Origin of the sequence: Antrihabitans auranticaus (assembly GCF_016481275.1) — a bacterium.
In the GTDB taxonomy this organism is placed as follows: Bacteria; Actinomycetota; Actinomycetes; order Mycobacteriales; family Mycobacteriaceae; genus Antrihabitans.
In genome coordinates, this window is the sequence record NZ_JAEMNW010000013.1 from 26,899 (window position 1) to 42,499 (window position 15,601).

The window sequence follows — 15,601 nt, forward strand, 5'->3', positions numbered from 1 at the left end:
AATCGCGGCCGATAAGTGCACACTCGGCGGGGCTGGGGCGAGCCGAACCGCCTAGCCCAGGGTTTTCACGTCGAGGCTGCCCTCGCCGTACTTAGCTCGCAGTACCTTCTTGTCGAACTTGCCGACGCTGGTCTTCGGAACCTCGTCGATGAACGTCCACCGTTCGGGTAGCTGCCACTTCGCGATCTTGTCCGTGAGGAAGTCGCGCAGTTCTTCGGCATCGGCGGTCGCGTCCGGCCGCAGGACCACGCTGACCAGCGGCCGCTCGTCCCACTTCTCGTCGGGCACACCGATCACCGCGGCCTCCGCGACGGCGGGATGCGACATGACGATGTTCTCCAGATCGACCGACGAAATCCATTCGCCGCCGGACTTGATGACGTCCTTACTGCGGTCGACCAGCGTCAGGTAGCCCTTCGGGGTGATCTTGCCGACGTCACCGGTACGCAGCCAGCCGTCGTCGAACTTGTCGGGATCGACCTCGCCGCCGTCGGGCGAGTAGTAGCTGCCCGTGATCCACGGACCACGTACCTGCAGTTCACCGAGGGCTTCGCCGTCGTTGGCCACCACGCTGCCGCCGTCGTCGACCAACCGCGCCTGCACGCCGACCGGGAATCTGCCCTGGCTGTAGCGGTAGGACCACTCCTCCTCGCCGGTGGTGCCTGCGGGCGCCCACGCGACGCTGCCGAGCGGCGACGTTTCCGTCATGCCCCACGCATGCAGGATGTCGACGTTGTAGCGGTCCTTGAAGGCGTGCATCAACGACGGCGGAACCGCGGACCCGCCGACGACCACGTTGCGCAGGTGGCTGATGTCCTGCGGGTTCGCGTCGAGGTGTGCGAGCAGCCCGATCCAGACGGTCGGGACGGCCGCCGCGAACGTCGGCTTCTCCGTCGCGAGGATCTTCGCGATCGGCTCGGGCTGCAGGAAGCGGTCCGGCATGATCAGCGACGCACCGCACATCAGTGCGGCATGCGGCAGGCCCCACGACATGGCGTGGAACATCGGCACGATAGCCAGGGTGTGGTCAGCGTCGGAGAGCGCCATTCCGTTGGTCGCCGTGACCTGCGCCGAGTGCAGCCACATCGAACGGTGGGAGTACATGACGCCCTTGGGGTCACCTGTCGTGCCCGAGGTGTAGCACGCCGCCGCAGCAGCCCGCTCGTCGATATCGGGCCAGGTGAAGGTGTCTTCCTGCTCGTCGAGAAGCTGGGTGTAATCGTGCACCTCGACACCCGCCGGAGCCTCGAGCGCGGACGCATCGCCGTTTGCCACGATCACGTGGCGGACCGTCTTCAGCGACGGCAGGTACTTTCCGAGCAGTGGGATCAGAGTGCCGTCGACGATGACAACCTTGTCCTCGGCGTGGTTCGCAACGAAGATCAACTGCTCTGGAAACAGCCGAATGTTCAGCGTGTGCAGTACTGCGCCCATTGCGGGCACCGCCGCGTACGCGACCAGGTGCTCGTTGTTGTTCCACATGAAAGTCGCAACTCGGTCGCCTTCGCCGACGCCCAGCGCCTCGAGCGCGTTCGCCAACCGGGCAGCCTGCCGGCCGACCTCGCCGTAACTCATCCGGCGCAGTTCCGATCCGGTCCAGGTGGAAACCTCGGCCTCCGAATGGAATGTCGATCCGTATCTCAGAACCGTCGCCAGTGACAGTGGCTCGTCCTGCATGGTGCTCAACAACATTTAGGTATCCGCTCCTTCAATCGTGACGATGACCACAAATATGCCCCATTTATCCGAGTCGCCGCGCACCGGTCACCGCTGTGACGGCGAAGACGGCCGGCGCCGGATAATCGGCGCGCGCGAAGGCCTCCGCGATTTCCGCCTCGACCGCCGACCGGACAGCCGAGTCGACGAGCGCAATCGCGCTGCCGCCGAAGCCACCGCCCATCATTCGAGCGCCGAATGCGCCGACCTCGAGCGCTGCGTCCACGGCGGCGTCCAACTCGGGCGTCGACACTTCGAAATCGTCGCGCAGCGAACAGTGGCTTTCGGTCAGCACCGGACCGATCGCGCGGATATCGCTCCCCGACCGCAGGATCTCGGCAGCGGCGACCACACGCGCATTGTCGGTGATCACATGGCGTGCCCGTCTGCGGAGCACGTCGTCGTCGATCGCGTCGGCGCTGGTCGCCGCACGAAGAGTGCGCACCCCGAGCAGACGCGCCGCCGCCTCGCACTGACCACGCCGCTCGGCATAACCGCCGTCGGCCAATTCGTGCCGCGTGCGGGTATCGATCACCAGCAGCTCGACGCCGGAACCCGCGAGCGCGAACGGCACGTACTCGTGCTCGCCCGTTGCGAAATCGAGGAACAGCGCGTGGTCGGCCTTGCTGAGGATCGCCGCCGACTGATCGAGTTTGCCGGTTGGTGCACCGACGTAGTCGTTCTCGGCAGCGCTGGCCAGATCGATGAGGTCGGCGTCGGAAATGTCGAGATCGGCAAGGTCACGAACCGCCGTCGCGACTGCGCACTCCACCGCCGCCGACGACGAAAGTCCTGCGCCGGGCGGAATGTCGCTCTCGATGTGCAGCGTCAGCCCGGGCACATCGTGACCGCGTTCCACAAACTCGTGCACCACACCGAGTGCGTAGCGCGACCACTGAGGAACTGTCGCCGTCTTCAGTTCTGCGATCGATGCACGAACCGTCTCTCCCGGATACAGCCCCGACTCGACAACGACGAACCTGTCGTCGCGAATGCTCGCCGTGCACCGGACGACATAGGAGATGGCGATCGGAAGTGCATATCCGGCGTTGTAGTCGGTGTGTTCGCCGACGATGTTCGCGCGGCCGGGCGCGACCCACACGCCGTCGTTCATCCGAGTGCCCGCAGTCGCGTCGCGACGTCTTCGGGTGTTGTGTCGCTGATGAAAACTCCCATTCCCGATTCTGAACCCGCTAGGTACTTGAGCTTGCCTTCGGCTCGCCGAACCGAGAAGAGCTGCAGGTGCAGCCACCAGTCGTTGCGGCGATCGCGCGGTGCCTGATTCCACGCGGCGACGTACGGGACGGAGTCGTCGACGATCCGGACGAACCTGCGGAGGACGTCGAGATACAGGTGCGCGAAATCCGCCCGCTGCTCGTCGTCGAGGTCGGGGATATCCGCGACGCGGCGCAGCGGAAAGAACTGTACTTCGAAAGGCCAGCGCGCCGCGGCCGGCACGAACGCAACCCAGTGGGCGCTTTCGGAAACGACCCGCGAACCCGCCTGCCGCTCGTCGTCGATGAGGTCGGCAACGAGGCTTCGCCCCCGCTCGGACGCGTATCGCGCGGTGTTCGCCGAAATCTTCTCCGCCCGCGGTGTCACGAACGGATAGCCATAGATCTGACCGTGCGGATGCGTGAGCGTGACGCCGATTTCAGCACCGTGGTTCTCGAAACAGAACACCTGCGCGACGCCGTCGCGCGCGCTCAGCGCTGCCGTCCGGTCCGCCCACACATCGACGACCAGCTTGACGCGATCCAGTTCCAGGTCGACGAAGGCCGCGTCGTGGTCACTGGTGAAACACACGACCTCACAACTTCCGGCAAACGCGGGGAACCGATTCTCGAACGTCACGACCTCGTAGTCCGATTCCGGAATCTCCGTCGCTCGGTCCGGTGCCGACGGGCAGAGCGGGCACAGGTCCGCAGTCGGGAGATGGGTCCGCGTCTGCCTGTGTGCCGCGAGGACGACCCACTCTCCAAGCAACGGATCGAACCGCACGTCCGATCGGGTAGCGGCGATCGACAGCGAACGTGTGTCGAAGGCATGCCGTTCGGGTATGAGCGATGTGTCGAAGTAGATGATCTGCCGGCCGTCGGCAAGCGTTCGGACTGTCCGCCTCACGATCGAACCAGGCAGGAATGCGCGTTCGGTGGCTTCGCCGGCGTCAGGTGATGTAACAAGTAGTAAGGATGGCCTGATTTAGCTGCTGAACTGCTGCATTCTTCAATAAGCGTCGTTAATTCTTCAGTAAGAGTCGTGAGTACTGCCCACACGGCACCACAGTAGCCAAGAGACGAGTAGACGGTGACTGAACGGCGAGGACCACAGCCCGATACACCCGACGGATACCTAGCGAAGTTGCCCGCCTTGGTTCTGCTCGATCGAATGCCCGTCGCAACCATCGCCGTGGCGTACGACGGGACCATCGTCTACGCAAATCCCGCGTGCGAGAAACTGCTGGGCTACGCGGCGAGCGAACTGGTCGGCGAACCGGTCGACATCGTGCTCCACGACAAGCCGCCGGACCGCACCCCCGGCGGTGGACTCATCTGCGGGCACCCGGGGCGGTTGCTGACCCTCATCCACGCCGACGGATCACCGATCCGGACAGTTGCAAGCGAATCCGTTCTGCTGCGCAGAGACGATCCGATGGCGCTCGTCTTCTTTCATGACGTCACCGACCAACTCTGGATGTTCGGGGACAAGACCTAGCATCGGGTACCGCAAATAGCCAACGGACTTGCGGGTTTGTTACTCCGATAACGTATCGTTAAGGTCACAAATGTGTCACACTCGTACGTGAGTGTGGCGCTTGCCACACTCACGGGTCTTGCGCCGGTGAACGTCCTGGGGATGGCGTCGCCATAGCAATCCAGGCGGGTGTTCGATGCGGAACGGGGTTTCGACAAATGGATTCACAGACGATCTCGCTGGTCCGGACTACCTTCAAGGCAGTCGCGGCCGTCGACGACGGTCCTGAGCGACTGACGAGTTCGTTTTATTCGATCTTGTTCACCGACTACCCGGAAGCGCGCGACTTCTTCCCCGCCGCAATGGAGACCCAGCGCGACCGGCTCGTACGCGCGCTGGCCTACGTCGTCGACCGGCTGGAGGACCCCGACAATCTCCTCCCATTCCTCGCACAGCTGGGCCGTGACCATCGCAAATACGGCACGACGGCAGAGCATTACACAGCCGTCGGGGTGTCGCTGCTGAAGGCGTTGCAGAACTTCGCCGGTCACGAGATCTGGACCGACGACGTCGATCGCGCGTGGAACGAAGCACTCGGCGTAGTTGCCTCGACCATGATCGGTGCCGCCGACGCGGACGAAAATCCCGCGGTCTGGGGCGGAACCGTTATCGAGCACCGCAACGTGCTGCGCAATCTGGCGGTCGTCCGCCTTCAGCTCAACGAACCGATGGACTACCGGGCGGGTCAGTACGTCAGCGTTCAGGTCCCGTCCCGGCCACGGATGTGGCGTTATATGTCACCGGCGAATCCGCCCAACAAGGACGGCATCATCGAGTTCCACATTCGTGGCGTGACCGGCGGTTGGGTCAGCCCGTCCATGGTCAGCCATACGCGGATCGGCGAGCAGTGGTTGCTCGGCGCGCCGCTCGGAGCGCTCGGCATTCCCGCGAATCCCGCTCGTGACCTTGTGATGATCGGCTGCGGCACCGGCATCGCTCCGCTGCGCGCACAGGTGCTCGAACTCGCCGAGTGGACGACGAGCCGCCGGGTCCACCTGTTCGTCGGCGGCCACCACCCGTGCGATCTCTACGACCTCGAGTTGCTTTGGGAACTGTCCCTGGACAACCCATGGCTGACGGTCACACCTGTCACCGAGAACGAAGATAACCCGTGGTGGCATGTCGACGACTACAGCAACGCCCCGGCGGGAATGTCGACTCGTCTCACCGGCCAGATCGGCAAGGTCGTTGCAAGCCTCGGCTCGTGGGAGGACCGCGACATTCAGATCGCAGGTGCGCCCTCGATGATTCAGACGACGAAGTTCCGCCTGATGGCAGGCGGAACACCGGTGCAGAACATTCGGCACGACCCGCTGTACTGATCCTGCTCAGAATTCGCGCTGCGGGATGACGACCCACAGCGCCAGGTAGACGAGGAACTGCGGTCCCGGGAGCAGGCACGAGGCGATGAACCCGATACGGACGGCCTGCGGGCTCCAGCCCATGTAATCGGCGATACCTGCGCAGACGCCACCGATCATCTTGTCCTGGCGGGACCGGGTGAGTTGTTTGACGGGGGCGGTCATCGAGATCTCCTTGGGTGTGCGCATCGACCGTGTGCCGATCGCGTGACTCCACGATCCCGCGCAGCGGTGCCTTCGCACATCGGGTGGAATGATGACTTCGACCCTGAACTTTCCGGTGCCGGTCTCAGGGTCTACCCCGATTGCAGGAACAAGCGCGCCCCTCTCGGTGGTTGTCAGCAAGGTGAAGGTTCCGTTCTCCGTCCTGGATTTGTCCCCCGTCGGCACCGATTCGAGCGTCGGCGAAGCGTTGAATGCAACGCTTTCCCTGGCGAAGGAAGTCGAGGCGCTGGGCTACCACCGCTTCTGGTTGGCTGAACACCATTCGATGCCCGGAATCGCCAGCGCGGCACCGGCGATCATGATCGGACAGGTTGCTGCGGCAACAGAACGAATGCGGGTCGGCTCCGGCGGCGTCATGTTGCCCAACCACGCACCACTCGTCGTCGCCGAACAATTCGGCACCCTCGACGCGCTGTTTCCCGGGCGTATCGATCTCGGTATCGGTCGCGCACCCGGCACCGACCAGGTGACTGCGCATGCCTTGCGCCGGCAGGCGGATCCCCTCAGCGAGGACGACTTCCCGCAACAACTGTTGCAACTCCGCGCATTCGTCGACGGCGGATTCCCCGACAATCACCCCTACCGCGCAATAACTGCGGTACCAGGGCGAGGTGCGGAGTTCGCAGTCTGGCTGCTGGGGTCGAGCACGTACAGCGCTCAGGTCGCGGGTCTGCTCGGCCTGCCGTTCGCGTTCGCCCGCCACTTCTCACCTGCGCAGACGATGCCCGCGCTACGCACCTACCGCGATGCCTTCCGGCCATCGGAGGTCCTCGACGAGCCGTACGCGATGGTCACCGTGTCGGTCGTCGCCGCCGAATCCGACGAGCGCGCAGAGTACCTGGCGGCACCGCTCAAGCTCACGATGGCGCGACTGCGTGCAGGCAAACCGGGCCGCTTCCCGAGCCCCGAGGAAGCCGCGGCGAACCCGCTGACGCCCGAGCAGGAAGCGATTGTCCGGCCCTCGGCCGCGGGCTACATCGTCGGCGGGCCGGCCACCGTCCGTCGCGAGTTGGCCGAGTTGCTCGAGCTCACCGACGCGAGCGAAATCATGGTGTCCACGCTGATGAGCTCGGTCGACGACCGGATTCGGTCCTACAAGATCGTCCGCGACGCCGCGCCGGCCTGACCGCGCGAGTCAGTCCTCGTAGGGTTGTAACTCGACGTCGATCGCGGCCTCGGCGCCGCCGATTTCGTAAGCGCCGCAGTGCGTGTGCAACAACGATGGCGATGCACCGCGCACAGTCATCGTCGCGATCGAACAGTTGGCTACCTCGTGCCCGTGCCCGCCGGGGTCCGAATAACGCCAGCCGACGAAATGCGCGGGCGGCGCGACAACGTCGACCTCGATCTTGCCGAGCGTGATCAGTGCGCCGTCAGTCCGCTCGACGATCTTCGTCGACCGCAGCGCTCCGAGTCCGCCGACACGTTCGCGCATGCCGTCGACCGACAACATGCCGTTGGCAATCCACGGCGTCACGATCGGACCCACCCGGACCTTGCCGATCACGACATCGAGCCACGCCTCGGGATTCTCACCGAACCCGCTCGCGCGCAACCAGATCCAGCGCTCCGCATGCTGGGTGCCCCAGTTGTGCCCGATCGTGCCGCGCCAGCCCTCGACATCGACCACGTGTCCGGCGGCCGTGAACGAACCCGACAGGCGCAGCGACGGCGCCGCGCTGGTCGACTTGGTGCGCGGGAGCGGCGCCGAATACATCCAATCGAACGGGTAGTGCCGCATCGGCTCGGCACGGTCGTGGAACCGCACGTCCCAGGTCGCGGCAATGGTGTCCGCGTTCATGCTCCCCGTTGCACCGGAAAGACCCATGCTGCAGGCGCTTCCGATCACCACTGCGCCGGCCGTACCGACTCTCACGTCCTCGGTCGTGAGCTTTCCCGCGCGCACGGCGTCGGGGGTGAAGTACGTGAACCACACAGACGCCCGGGGCGGCTTGCCCGGTGCCTTGTGGATCGTGTGCCGAATCCACAGGGCCGCTTGCTCGGTCGGGTGATACGCCGTGAGATAGACGCTCTCGTAGTGCGGTCGTGCGAGCGCAACGTCGGGGAACCGCGGCGCGAGAACGTCGTTCATGAGATCGCCTACCAGCGATCCACGTGCAGCACGGATTCGATCGATTGGCGCGGTGCGGGTTTGAAGGTCTCGCCGGTGAAGTACGCGGTCGGGATCAGCGCGGCCTGGTGGTAACCGGCGGGAATGCCGAGCAGTTCGGCGACTTCGGCCTCTCGTTCGAGATGCAGGGTGGTCCAGGCCGTGCCGAGGCCGCGCGCTCGCGCCGCGAGCGCGTAGCTCCAGGCCGCAGGAAGCAGCGAACCCCACAAGCCCGCCTGGTTACCCGCCCACAGAGTCTTGCCGGCCTTGATGCACGGAATCACCAGCGCAGGCACATCGCCCATGTGCTTGCCGAGCCAGGCGACGCTGTCACCGACGCGTTGCTGCACGGGCGCACGATCCGGATCGTCGGCGAACAACTTCGCCGCCGAGGCATTCGACTTCAGATAGCCGTCGACCTGTTCTCCGTACAGCGTGCCGACTTGCGCCCGCACGGCAGGATCGGTCACCACGATCCATTGCCACGCTTGCCGATTCGACCCGGACGGCGCCTGGAGAGCGATCTGCAGGCACTCCTTGATCAGGTCGAGCGGAACGTCGCGCGTGAGGTCGAGCCGCTTGCGGACCGTGCGAGTCGTGGTCAGCAATTCGTCGGGACTCAGGTCGAAGACCGGATACGAAGACATCAGAGAATCACTCCTGGGTTCAAGATGTTTTCCGGGTCGAGCGCGTGCTTGATCTTGCGGGTGAGTTCCATGACCTCCGGTCCGACATAGTCCGGCAGCCACGCTTTCTTGAGTCGGCCGACGCCGTGTTCGCCGGTGATCGTTCCACCCAATTCGATTGCGAGGTCCATGATCTCGCCGAACGCGAGGTGCGCCCGCTCGGTCATGTCTGCGTCGTCGGCGTTGTAGACGATCAAAGGATGTGTGTTGCCGTCACCGGCGTGAGCGATCACGGACACCGTCACCTCACGCTTGATCGCAATGTCGGCGATGCCGTTGACCAGGGCAGCGAGTTGCGGCACCGGTACGCCGACGTCTTCGAGCAGCAGACTGCCCTTCAATTCGACGGCCGGAATCGCGAACCGCCTTGCTGCCGTGAACATCTCACCCTCGGCCGCGTCGTCGGTGCTGAAGACCTCGGTCGCGTTGTTGGTACGGCAGGCCTCCGCCATCACCTCGGCCTCGTGCGCCGCGTACGGTCCCGGCGCGTCCGAACGAGCCACCAGAAGCGCCGCCGCGTTTCGGTCGAGACCCATCTTCATCTCGTCCTCGACCGCGTTGATGGCGACCGAATCCATGAACTCCAGCATCGACGGCCGCAGCAACCGGGTGATGGCGAGGATCGCGTCGGCCGCGTCCTGCAACGATCCGAACGAGGCGACGACGGTACTTTGCGGCGGTTGCGCGGGGATGAGCCGCAGGGTGATCTCCGTGATCACGCCGAGGGTTCCCTCACTGCCCACGAACAGCTTCGTAAGCGAGAGGCCCGCAACATCTTTCAGTCGCGGACCGCCGAGCCGAACGGCGGTGCCGTCCGCCAGCACGACCAGCAGGCCCAGGATGTAATCCGTCGTGACGCCGTACTTCACGCAACAGAGCCCGCCGGCGTTGGTCGCAGCGTTGCCGCCGATCGTGCAGATCTCGAACGAGGACGGGTCGGGCGGGTACCAGAGCCCGTGCGCGGCAACCGCCTTCTTCACCTCCGCGTTGAAGAGGCCAGGCTGCACCACGGCGGTCCGGGTGACCGCGTCGATGGTGATCTGCTTCATCCGCTCGGTCGTCAACACGATGCCGCCGTTCACAGCGGTGGCACCACCGGAGAGGCCGGAACCGGCACCGCGAGGCGTGACGGGGACACCGTGCGCCGTGGCCCAGCGCATGACCGCCTGGACGTCTGCCGTCGACGTCGCTCGCACCACAGCAAGCGGAACGCCGGCATCGGGATCGCGGGCGTAGTCCTGGCGGTAGCTTTCGGTCAGGTCCCGGTCGGTGATGACGGAGCCTTCGGGCAATTGCGAGACGAGCGCGGCTAGCCGTTCGTCCTCGATCGTCGACATAAGTGTCACGATAGGTCCTCGCCGCTGGATCGCGACGAGGACCGTCTCCTAGCGGTCGGTGGGCGACACCGGCGGCGGCGCGGCACCGAACAGTGTCGATCCCCAATATGCGCCATCGTGTAGACCGGGTGGCACCACGAACACGGCCGACGCGACGTGCTGGATGTACTCGTTCAACGAGTCCGACCGCGCCAACTGCAACTGCATGGGCACGAACTGCTCCAGCGGATTCCGGCAGAACGCAATGAAGAACAACCCCGCATCGAGGTGCCCGAAACCGTCGGATCCATCGGTGAAGTTGTAGCCCCGGCGCAACAGCTTTATCCCGTTCAACGACTCGTGCGACGCCAACCGAATATGGGCATCCTTCGCCACGATCGGACCGCCCGGCCCCTGCGACTGCAGGTCCACGACATCGAACTCGTCCGCGCCGCCGAACGGTGCACCGTTGCCCTTGAAGCGCCCGATGACCCGTTCCTGCTCGTTGAGGGTCGTCCGGTCCCACGATTCGATCAGCATCCGGATCCGCCGCGTCACCATATAGGTCCCACCGGCAAGCCACTCCTGGTCGTCGGCAGGATCGACCCACACGAACTGGTCGACCGCGACGTCGTCCTCGGCCTTGATGTTGTTGGTGCCGTCCTTGAAACCCATCAGGTTGCGCGGCGTCACCTGCGCTTGCGACGTCGACGACGTCCGGCCGAAACCCAGCTGCGACCACTTCACCGCGACCGTTCCGACACCCAGCCGGGCCAGGTTGCGGACCGCGTGCACCGCAACCTGCGGATCGTTCGAGCACGCCTGAATCGCGATGTCGCCACCGCTGCGCGCCGGATCGAGGTTGTCGCCCGGGAAGTGCTGCAGATTGGCCAGCGCCACAGGCTTCTTCGAGTAGATGCCGAACCGGTCGTTCTCCGCGGTGCCGAACAGTGATGGACCGAACCCGATCGTCAACGTCAACTGACTGGGCGTCAGATCGAGCGCTTCGCCGGTATCGCTCGGCGGCGCGTACTGCGCACCGCCGAAAGCACCGTCGGGAAACGTCTCGGCACCGGCCGTCATCCGGGCCGCTACATCGGTCCAGGTTTGCAGCAACCGGACCAGGTCGTCGCGGGAATCGGTCGTCACGTCGAACGCGACGAAATGCATGCGATCCTGCGCCGGGGTGACGATGCCGGACTGGTGTTCGCCGTAGAACCCGACGACGTCGTCGAGGGTCGACTCATGCTCAGGCGCGGTTACCCGACCTGCGACCGCCCCGGCGCCGACCAATGCGGCGCCGGCTCCCAACGCGCCGAACAGCCCGCGGCGGCTGAGGCCGCCGCGGGTCGGCTCGGTCGTTTCTTCGGTACTACTTTCCTGCGATGGCACCTTGCACCTGACTTACCTCGGCGAGGAGAGCGTCGATCTTCTTCGACAGCTCCTGCCGCTGGGGTTCGGTGACAGTGTCGTAGGACACGAACACGTCGCCGTTACGGTACTTTTCGAGCTCCACTTCGAGATCGGCAAAGCGCTCGTCGATCTTGGTGCCGAGCTCCGGATTCTTCTCGTCGAGAATCGGGCGGACCGCGGACACCGCCGCCTGAGACCCTTCGACGTTCGCCTTGAAGTCCCACAGGTCGGTATGCGAGAAGAAGTCTTCCTCACCGGTGATCTTGGTCCGCGCAACCTCCTCGAGCAGTTCGCTCGCGCCACCCGCGGTCTGGATCGGATCGAACTCGAAGTCGGGCGCGTTCACTTCATCGGCGAGGTCCTGGACGTCGCGCGTCAACAGGTCCGCAATCTCGTTCGTGTCCGGCTGCAAGCCCTGTGCCCACAGGTCCTTCTCGAGCCTGTGGAAGCCGGTCCAGCGCTGCCCCGGCTCGACGTCGGGCTCACGCAGGTCGAGCAGTGGATCGAGGTCGCCGAAGCTCTCCGCGACCGGCTCGATCCGCTCGTAGTAGGTGCGCGCAATCGGGAACTGCGCCTTCGCTGCCTCGATATCGCCCGCCTTCACTGCGGCGACGAACACCCCGGTGGTGTCCTGCAATGCGACGATCTGGCTGAGCACGTACCGCTTGTAACCGGCCGACGCCTCGGCGAGCTGGCTGCCTTCCTCCGGCGCGGACTGAGCCTCACCGGTGACCTTGAAATCCTTCCGGATGCCGTCGCCGACCATGCCCGGCTTGCACGCGGTCTGGTAGGTGCCCGGATCGGGCAGCGACACGATCAGCTGACGGGTCAGCCCGGGACCGATGTTCTCGACCTCACCCATCACCCGGTCGCCCTCGGCGTAGACGTAGAACTCGGTCACCTTCGTGCCGTTGTTCGTCACCTGGAAGGTGGAATTACCGGTCTCCGCCGAGTCGGTGGCGACGTCGCACGCGGAGTCGGTAGCGGTCACCTTGATGTCGCTCGCGCTCGACTCCGACTTCTCGGTACAGCCGGAAAGCGCAAGCGGGACGGCAGCAACGACGGCGAGCACGCAAGTCGATCTAGCGATAGAAGGCAATGTCGGGCCTTTCGAGTGACGGATGGCTATGAGGATTCGAGCGCTGGTTGCGAAACCGGCGCAGCGACGGGCTTCGGCTTGGTGGGACGAAAGAACAGTGCGAGAACGACGACGACGTAGAGCACCCAGGCGACCACTTGTGCGACCGTCGGATCGGGCCGGAAGTTGAAGATTCCCGCCGCGACCGTTCCGTACCAACTCGACGCGTCGAACGATGCGGTGATATCGAACGCCTTGTCGGACAGGCCCGGAAACACGCCACCGGTTTGCAGCGCGCGTATGCCGTAGGACAGGATCCCGGCCGCGACGACGATCAAGAACACACCCGTGTACTTGAAGAACTTCGCGAAGTCGATCCGAATTGCCCCGAGGTACAACAACACCGAGAGCACGGCGGCCAGTGCGACACCGAGGAGCAGGCCGATCAACGGCCAACTGCTCCCGCCTGTGTTTTCGGCGTAGCCGACCATCAGCAGCGCCGTCTCGACACCTTCGCGCCCGACCGCGAAGAATGCGAGAGACAGCACGGCGAGGGGGCCGACCGAGAGCGCCTTCTGCATGCCGGCACGCAGCTCACCGGAGATGGAACGGGCCGCAACCCGCATCCACAGCACCATCGCGCTCACGATCACAACCGCGACGAGCGACGCGATACCGGCGATTATTTCCGCCGTGAGACCGGTGACCGTGGACGTCCCGTAGTGGATCGCGAAGAAGATCGCCCCAACCATCGCGATCGCGCTGAACACGCCGAGCCACACCCATTTCAGGGCGTCACGACGATCCGATTTGATCAGGAACGCAACAAGGATCATTACGACGATGCCGCATTCGAGCCCTTCGCGGACGCCGATGAGCCCACTCCCGAACAGTTGAGTGCCGATCGACGGCACGCCGGCATCGGCAGCGTGGTAGAGCACTCGTAAATTCTCCCTCAGTGAGGAACGCCTTACCATAGCTAGGCAAGGCGATCCTTGGTCGGCTTCGAGGAATCTACACCCGCCGACGCGTCAAGTGCAGATCCTTTACCTGCGGATTACCTACCGACCATCCCGCGGCCCGTGACGAGCGGCAGATCGACGAGGGTCAGAATCCCCGACCGCGCTTCGACAACCGCGGGAACAGCGTTGACGATCCGCATCGCTGTTCCGACCAGTGTCGCGTGATTGTGGTCGCCGTTGGGACTCGACGGCGAAATGTCCACGTGGTAACTGGGTTCGCCGGTGATTTCGAGGCGGTACGAGCCGGACCCCTCGGCGGGCTCGGGCCAATCCGGCGCCTGATCTGCGCGCGTCCTGGTCACGTGTTCCAGGACGACGAGCACCCGATCACCGACGATCCCACTGACCTGGAATCGGAGCGCGGCAGCCGTGCCCGCGGCGATCGTGCCGGACGCTATGTCGAATTCCTCGGCAGCAGCGATTCTTTCGTAGTTTTCGGTGACACGGTCGAGCTCCACACCCAGGCCCGCTGCGATCTGCCTGACCACGCTCCCCCATGCGAGCGACAGCACGCCGGGCTGCAGCAGTAGCGGCGTTTCGTCCATGGGCTTGCCGAATCCCATGATGTCGAACATGACGGCACGGTTGTCATAGGTCGCGTAGTCGATGATCTCCATACAGCGGACTTGTTCGATGCTCCGGCAGGTACCTGTCAGTGCCAGCGGCAGCAGGTCGTTCGCGAAGCCAGGGTCGATCCCGTTGACCCACAACGACGAACCGCCTTGGACCGCGGCGTCCTCCAGGGTTTTGATCATGTCGTCGGGCAGCACGCCGTACGGATACTGGAGGAAGACCGGCGCGCTTGCGACGACGTTGATCCCGGCGGCGAGAATTCGGCGCAAATCCTCCAGAGCTTCGACTATCCGGTTGTCGGTCATCGCCGTGTACACGATGCAGTCGGGCCGCAATGCGAACAAGGCATCGGCGTCGGACGTGGCGATCACGCCCGTCAACTCGTCCAGACCGGCGAGAACTCCCGCATCGGCGCCGGCCTTCCCCGGACCGGACACCCAGAGCCCGACCAACTCGAGAGCAGGATTCGCGAGAATCCCGGCGAGGGCATGTTTTCCGACGTTGCCCGTGCTCCATTGCACGACGCGATAAGCCATGAATTGCTCCTACATATCGGGAATAGGGATATCCAGATTGGGCGAGATCAACCCGCCGTCGACCTCGATCACCTTGCCGGTCAGGTAACTTCCCGCCGGCGACGCGAGGAACAACGCCGTCGCGGCGATGTCGTCGGTCGTGCCGAGTCGCCGCAGCGGCGTTGCCCGTTCGAGCTGACCGCGAATCTCGGGATTGGCGGCAACCGCTTCCAGCGCCGAGGTCACGATGGAACCCGGCGCAATCGCATTGACGCGGATCTTCGGGCACAGGTCCATCGCCGCCAGTCGCGTGTAGTGCGCGAGCGCGGCCTTTGCCGTCCCGTACGCAGCGAACGCGCGGCCGGGCAGTCGGCCCATGGTCGACGTGACGTTGATGATGGAACCGCCGCCCGCCGTCTCGAGCAGCAAAGGAACGGCTGCAACGACGAGCGCGTGCGCATTCGACACGTTGAACGCGAAGGCACGCGACAGCGCGTTCGGAGAGGTATCCAGCAGCGGTCGTGGCAACGCACCGCCGACGTTGTTGACGACGATGTCGAGCCTGCCGAACTGGTCGACGGCTGCTCGAGCCAGTGCCGCCGTTGCCTCGGCGTCACTGAGATCAGCCGCGACAACATCGGCACGGCGCCCGGTCGCACGAACCTGATCGGCGACCTCATCGAGCTGGCTCTGCGTCCGCGCCGCGATGACGACGTCCGCGCCCGCCTCCGCGAATGCGATCGCTATCGCCGCACCGAGGCCGCGCCCCGCGCCCGTCACCACAGCGACTTGATCGTCGAGACGGAACCGATCGAGAATCATCGTTGACTCC

15 protein-coding genes are annotated in these 15,601 nt (G+C 64.8%); 3 read left to right on the forward strand and 12 right to left on the reverse strand.

The features are described 5' to 3' along the window. Positions 1–51: 51 nt before the first annotated feature. Genes JGU72_RS29090 through galT form a run of 3 tightly spaced genes read right to left on the reverse strand, consistent with a single transcriptional unit; the run spans position 52 to position 3,840 of the window. The gene (locus JGU72_RS29090) at positions 52–1,689 is read right to left on the reverse strand and encodes a long-chain fatty acid--CoA ligase (RefSeq protein WP_199687841.1); all 1,638 of its coding nucleotides are present in this window, start codon (positions 1,687–1,689) and stop codon (positions 52–54) included. A gap of 52 nt (positions 1,690–1,741) precedes the next feature. Further along, positions 1,742–2,830 (reverse strand): galactokinase, encoded by a 1,089-nt coding sequence (gene galK, locus JGU72_RS29095; protein WP_199687791.1) that lies wholly within the window; start codon positions 2,828–2,830, stop codon positions 1,742–1,744. Beyond that, a complete protein-coding gene (gene galT, locus JGU72_RS29100; RefSeq protein ID WP_199687792.1) occupies positions 2,827–3,840 on the reverse strand; it encodes a galactose-1-phosphate uridylyltransferase in 1,014 nt (337 codons plus the stop codon). Before galT ends, galK begins: the two co-directional genes overlap by 4 nt. A 183-nt stretch (positions 3,841–4,023) precedes the next feature. Here galT and JGU72_RS29105 point away from each other — a divergent pair, with 183 nt between their 5' ends. After that, positions 4,024–4,431, forward strand: a complete 408-nt coding sequence (locus tag JGU72_RS29105) for a PAS domain-containing protein (RefSeq protein ID WP_307828654.1) — start codon at positions 4,024–4,026, stop codon at positions 4,429–4,431. Positions 4,432–4,628: 197 nt separating this feature from the next. Continuing rightward, positions 4,629–5,792, forward strand: coding sequence for a globin domain-containing protein (locus JGU72_RS29110; protein WP_199687793.1), 1,164 nt, complete (start codon positions 4,629–4,631; stop codon positions 5,790–5,792). Between the two features lie 6 nt (positions 5,793–5,798). Here the strand turns inward: JGU72_RS29110 and JGU72_RS29115 are convergent, their stop codons facing one another. Continuing rightward, on the reverse strand, positions 5,799–5,996 hold the full coding sequence (locus tag JGU72_RS29115; RefSeq protein WP_199687794.1) for a PspC domain-containing protein: 198 nt from the start codon (positions 5,994–5,996) through the stop codon (positions 5,799–5,801). A gap of 91 nt (positions 5,997–6,087) precedes the next feature. On the opposite strand from JGU72_RS29115, the gene JGU72_RS29120 reads away from it, so the two are divergent. Further along, positions 6,088–7,182, forward strand: a complete 1,095-nt coding sequence (locus JGU72_RS29120) for an LLM class flavin-dependent oxidoreductase (protein ID WP_199687795.1) — start codon at positions 6,088–6,090, stop codon at positions 7,180–7,182. A gap of 9 nt (positions 7,183–7,191) precedes the next feature. Here the strand turns inward: JGU72_RS29120 and JGU72_RS29125 are convergent, their stop codons facing one another. From JGU72_RS29125 to JGU72_RS29160, 8 genes are all read right to left on the reverse strand, one after another. Continuing rightward, positions 7,192–8,148: a hypothetical protein gene (locus JGU72_RS29125; protein ID WP_199687796.1), complete on the reverse strand. Its 957-nt coding sequence runs from the start codon at positions 8,146–8,148 to the stop codon at positions 7,192–7,194. 8 nt (positions 8,149–8,156) lie between these two features. After that, positions 8,157–8,813 carry a nitroreductase family protein gene (locus JGU72_RS29130; protein WP_199687797.1) on the reverse strand — a complete coding sequence of 219 codons (657 nt, stop codon included), beginning with the start codon at positions 8,811–8,813 and terminating at the stop codon, positions 8,157–8,159. Beyond that, the gene (locus tag JGU72_RS29135) at positions 8,813–10,189 is read right to left on the reverse strand and encodes an FAD-binding oxidoreductase (RefSeq protein WP_199687843.1); all 1,377 of its coding nucleotides are present in this window, start codon (positions 10,187–10,189) and stop codon (positions 8,813–8,815) included. The genes JGU72_RS29130 and JGU72_RS29135 overlap by 1 nt, the downstream gene beginning before the upstream one ends. Positions 10,190–10,237: 48 nt before the next feature. Continuing rightward, a complete protein-coding gene (gene efeB, locus JGU72_RS29140) occupies positions 10,238–11,560 on the reverse strand; it encodes an iron uptake transporter deferrochelatase/peroxidase subunit (protein ID WP_199687798.1) in 1,323 nt (440 codons plus the stop codon). Further along, the gene (efeO, locus tag JGU72_RS29145; RefSeq protein WP_374101173.1) at positions 11,541–12,671 is read right to left on the reverse strand and encodes an iron uptake system protein EfeO; all 1,131 of its coding nucleotides are present in this window, start codon (positions 12,669–12,671) and stop codon (positions 11,541–11,543) included. Before efeO ends, efeB begins: the two co-directional genes overlap by 20 nt. A gap of 35 nt (positions 12,672–12,706) precedes the next feature. After that, complete coding sequence (gene efeU / locus JGU72_RS29150; protein ID WP_374101171.1) at positions 12,707–13,600, reverse strand: iron uptake transporter permease EfeU; 894 nt, start codon at positions 13,598–13,600, stop codon at positions 12,707–12,709. A 116-nt stretch (positions 13,601–13,716) separates the two neighbouring features. Further along, on the reverse strand, positions 13,717–14,790 hold the full coding sequence (locus JGU72_RS29155) for an NAD(P)H-dependent amine dehydrogenase family protein (protein WP_199687801.1): 1,074 nt from the start codon (positions 14,788–14,790) through the stop codon (positions 13,717–13,719). Between the two features lie 9 nt (positions 14,791–14,799). Beyond that, entirely contained in the window at positions 14,800–15,591 is a 792-nt protein-coding gene (locus JGU72_RS29160) for an SDR family oxidoreductase (RefSeq protein ID WP_199687802.1), read from the reverse strand. Positions 15,592–15,601: the final 10 nt, after the last annotated feature.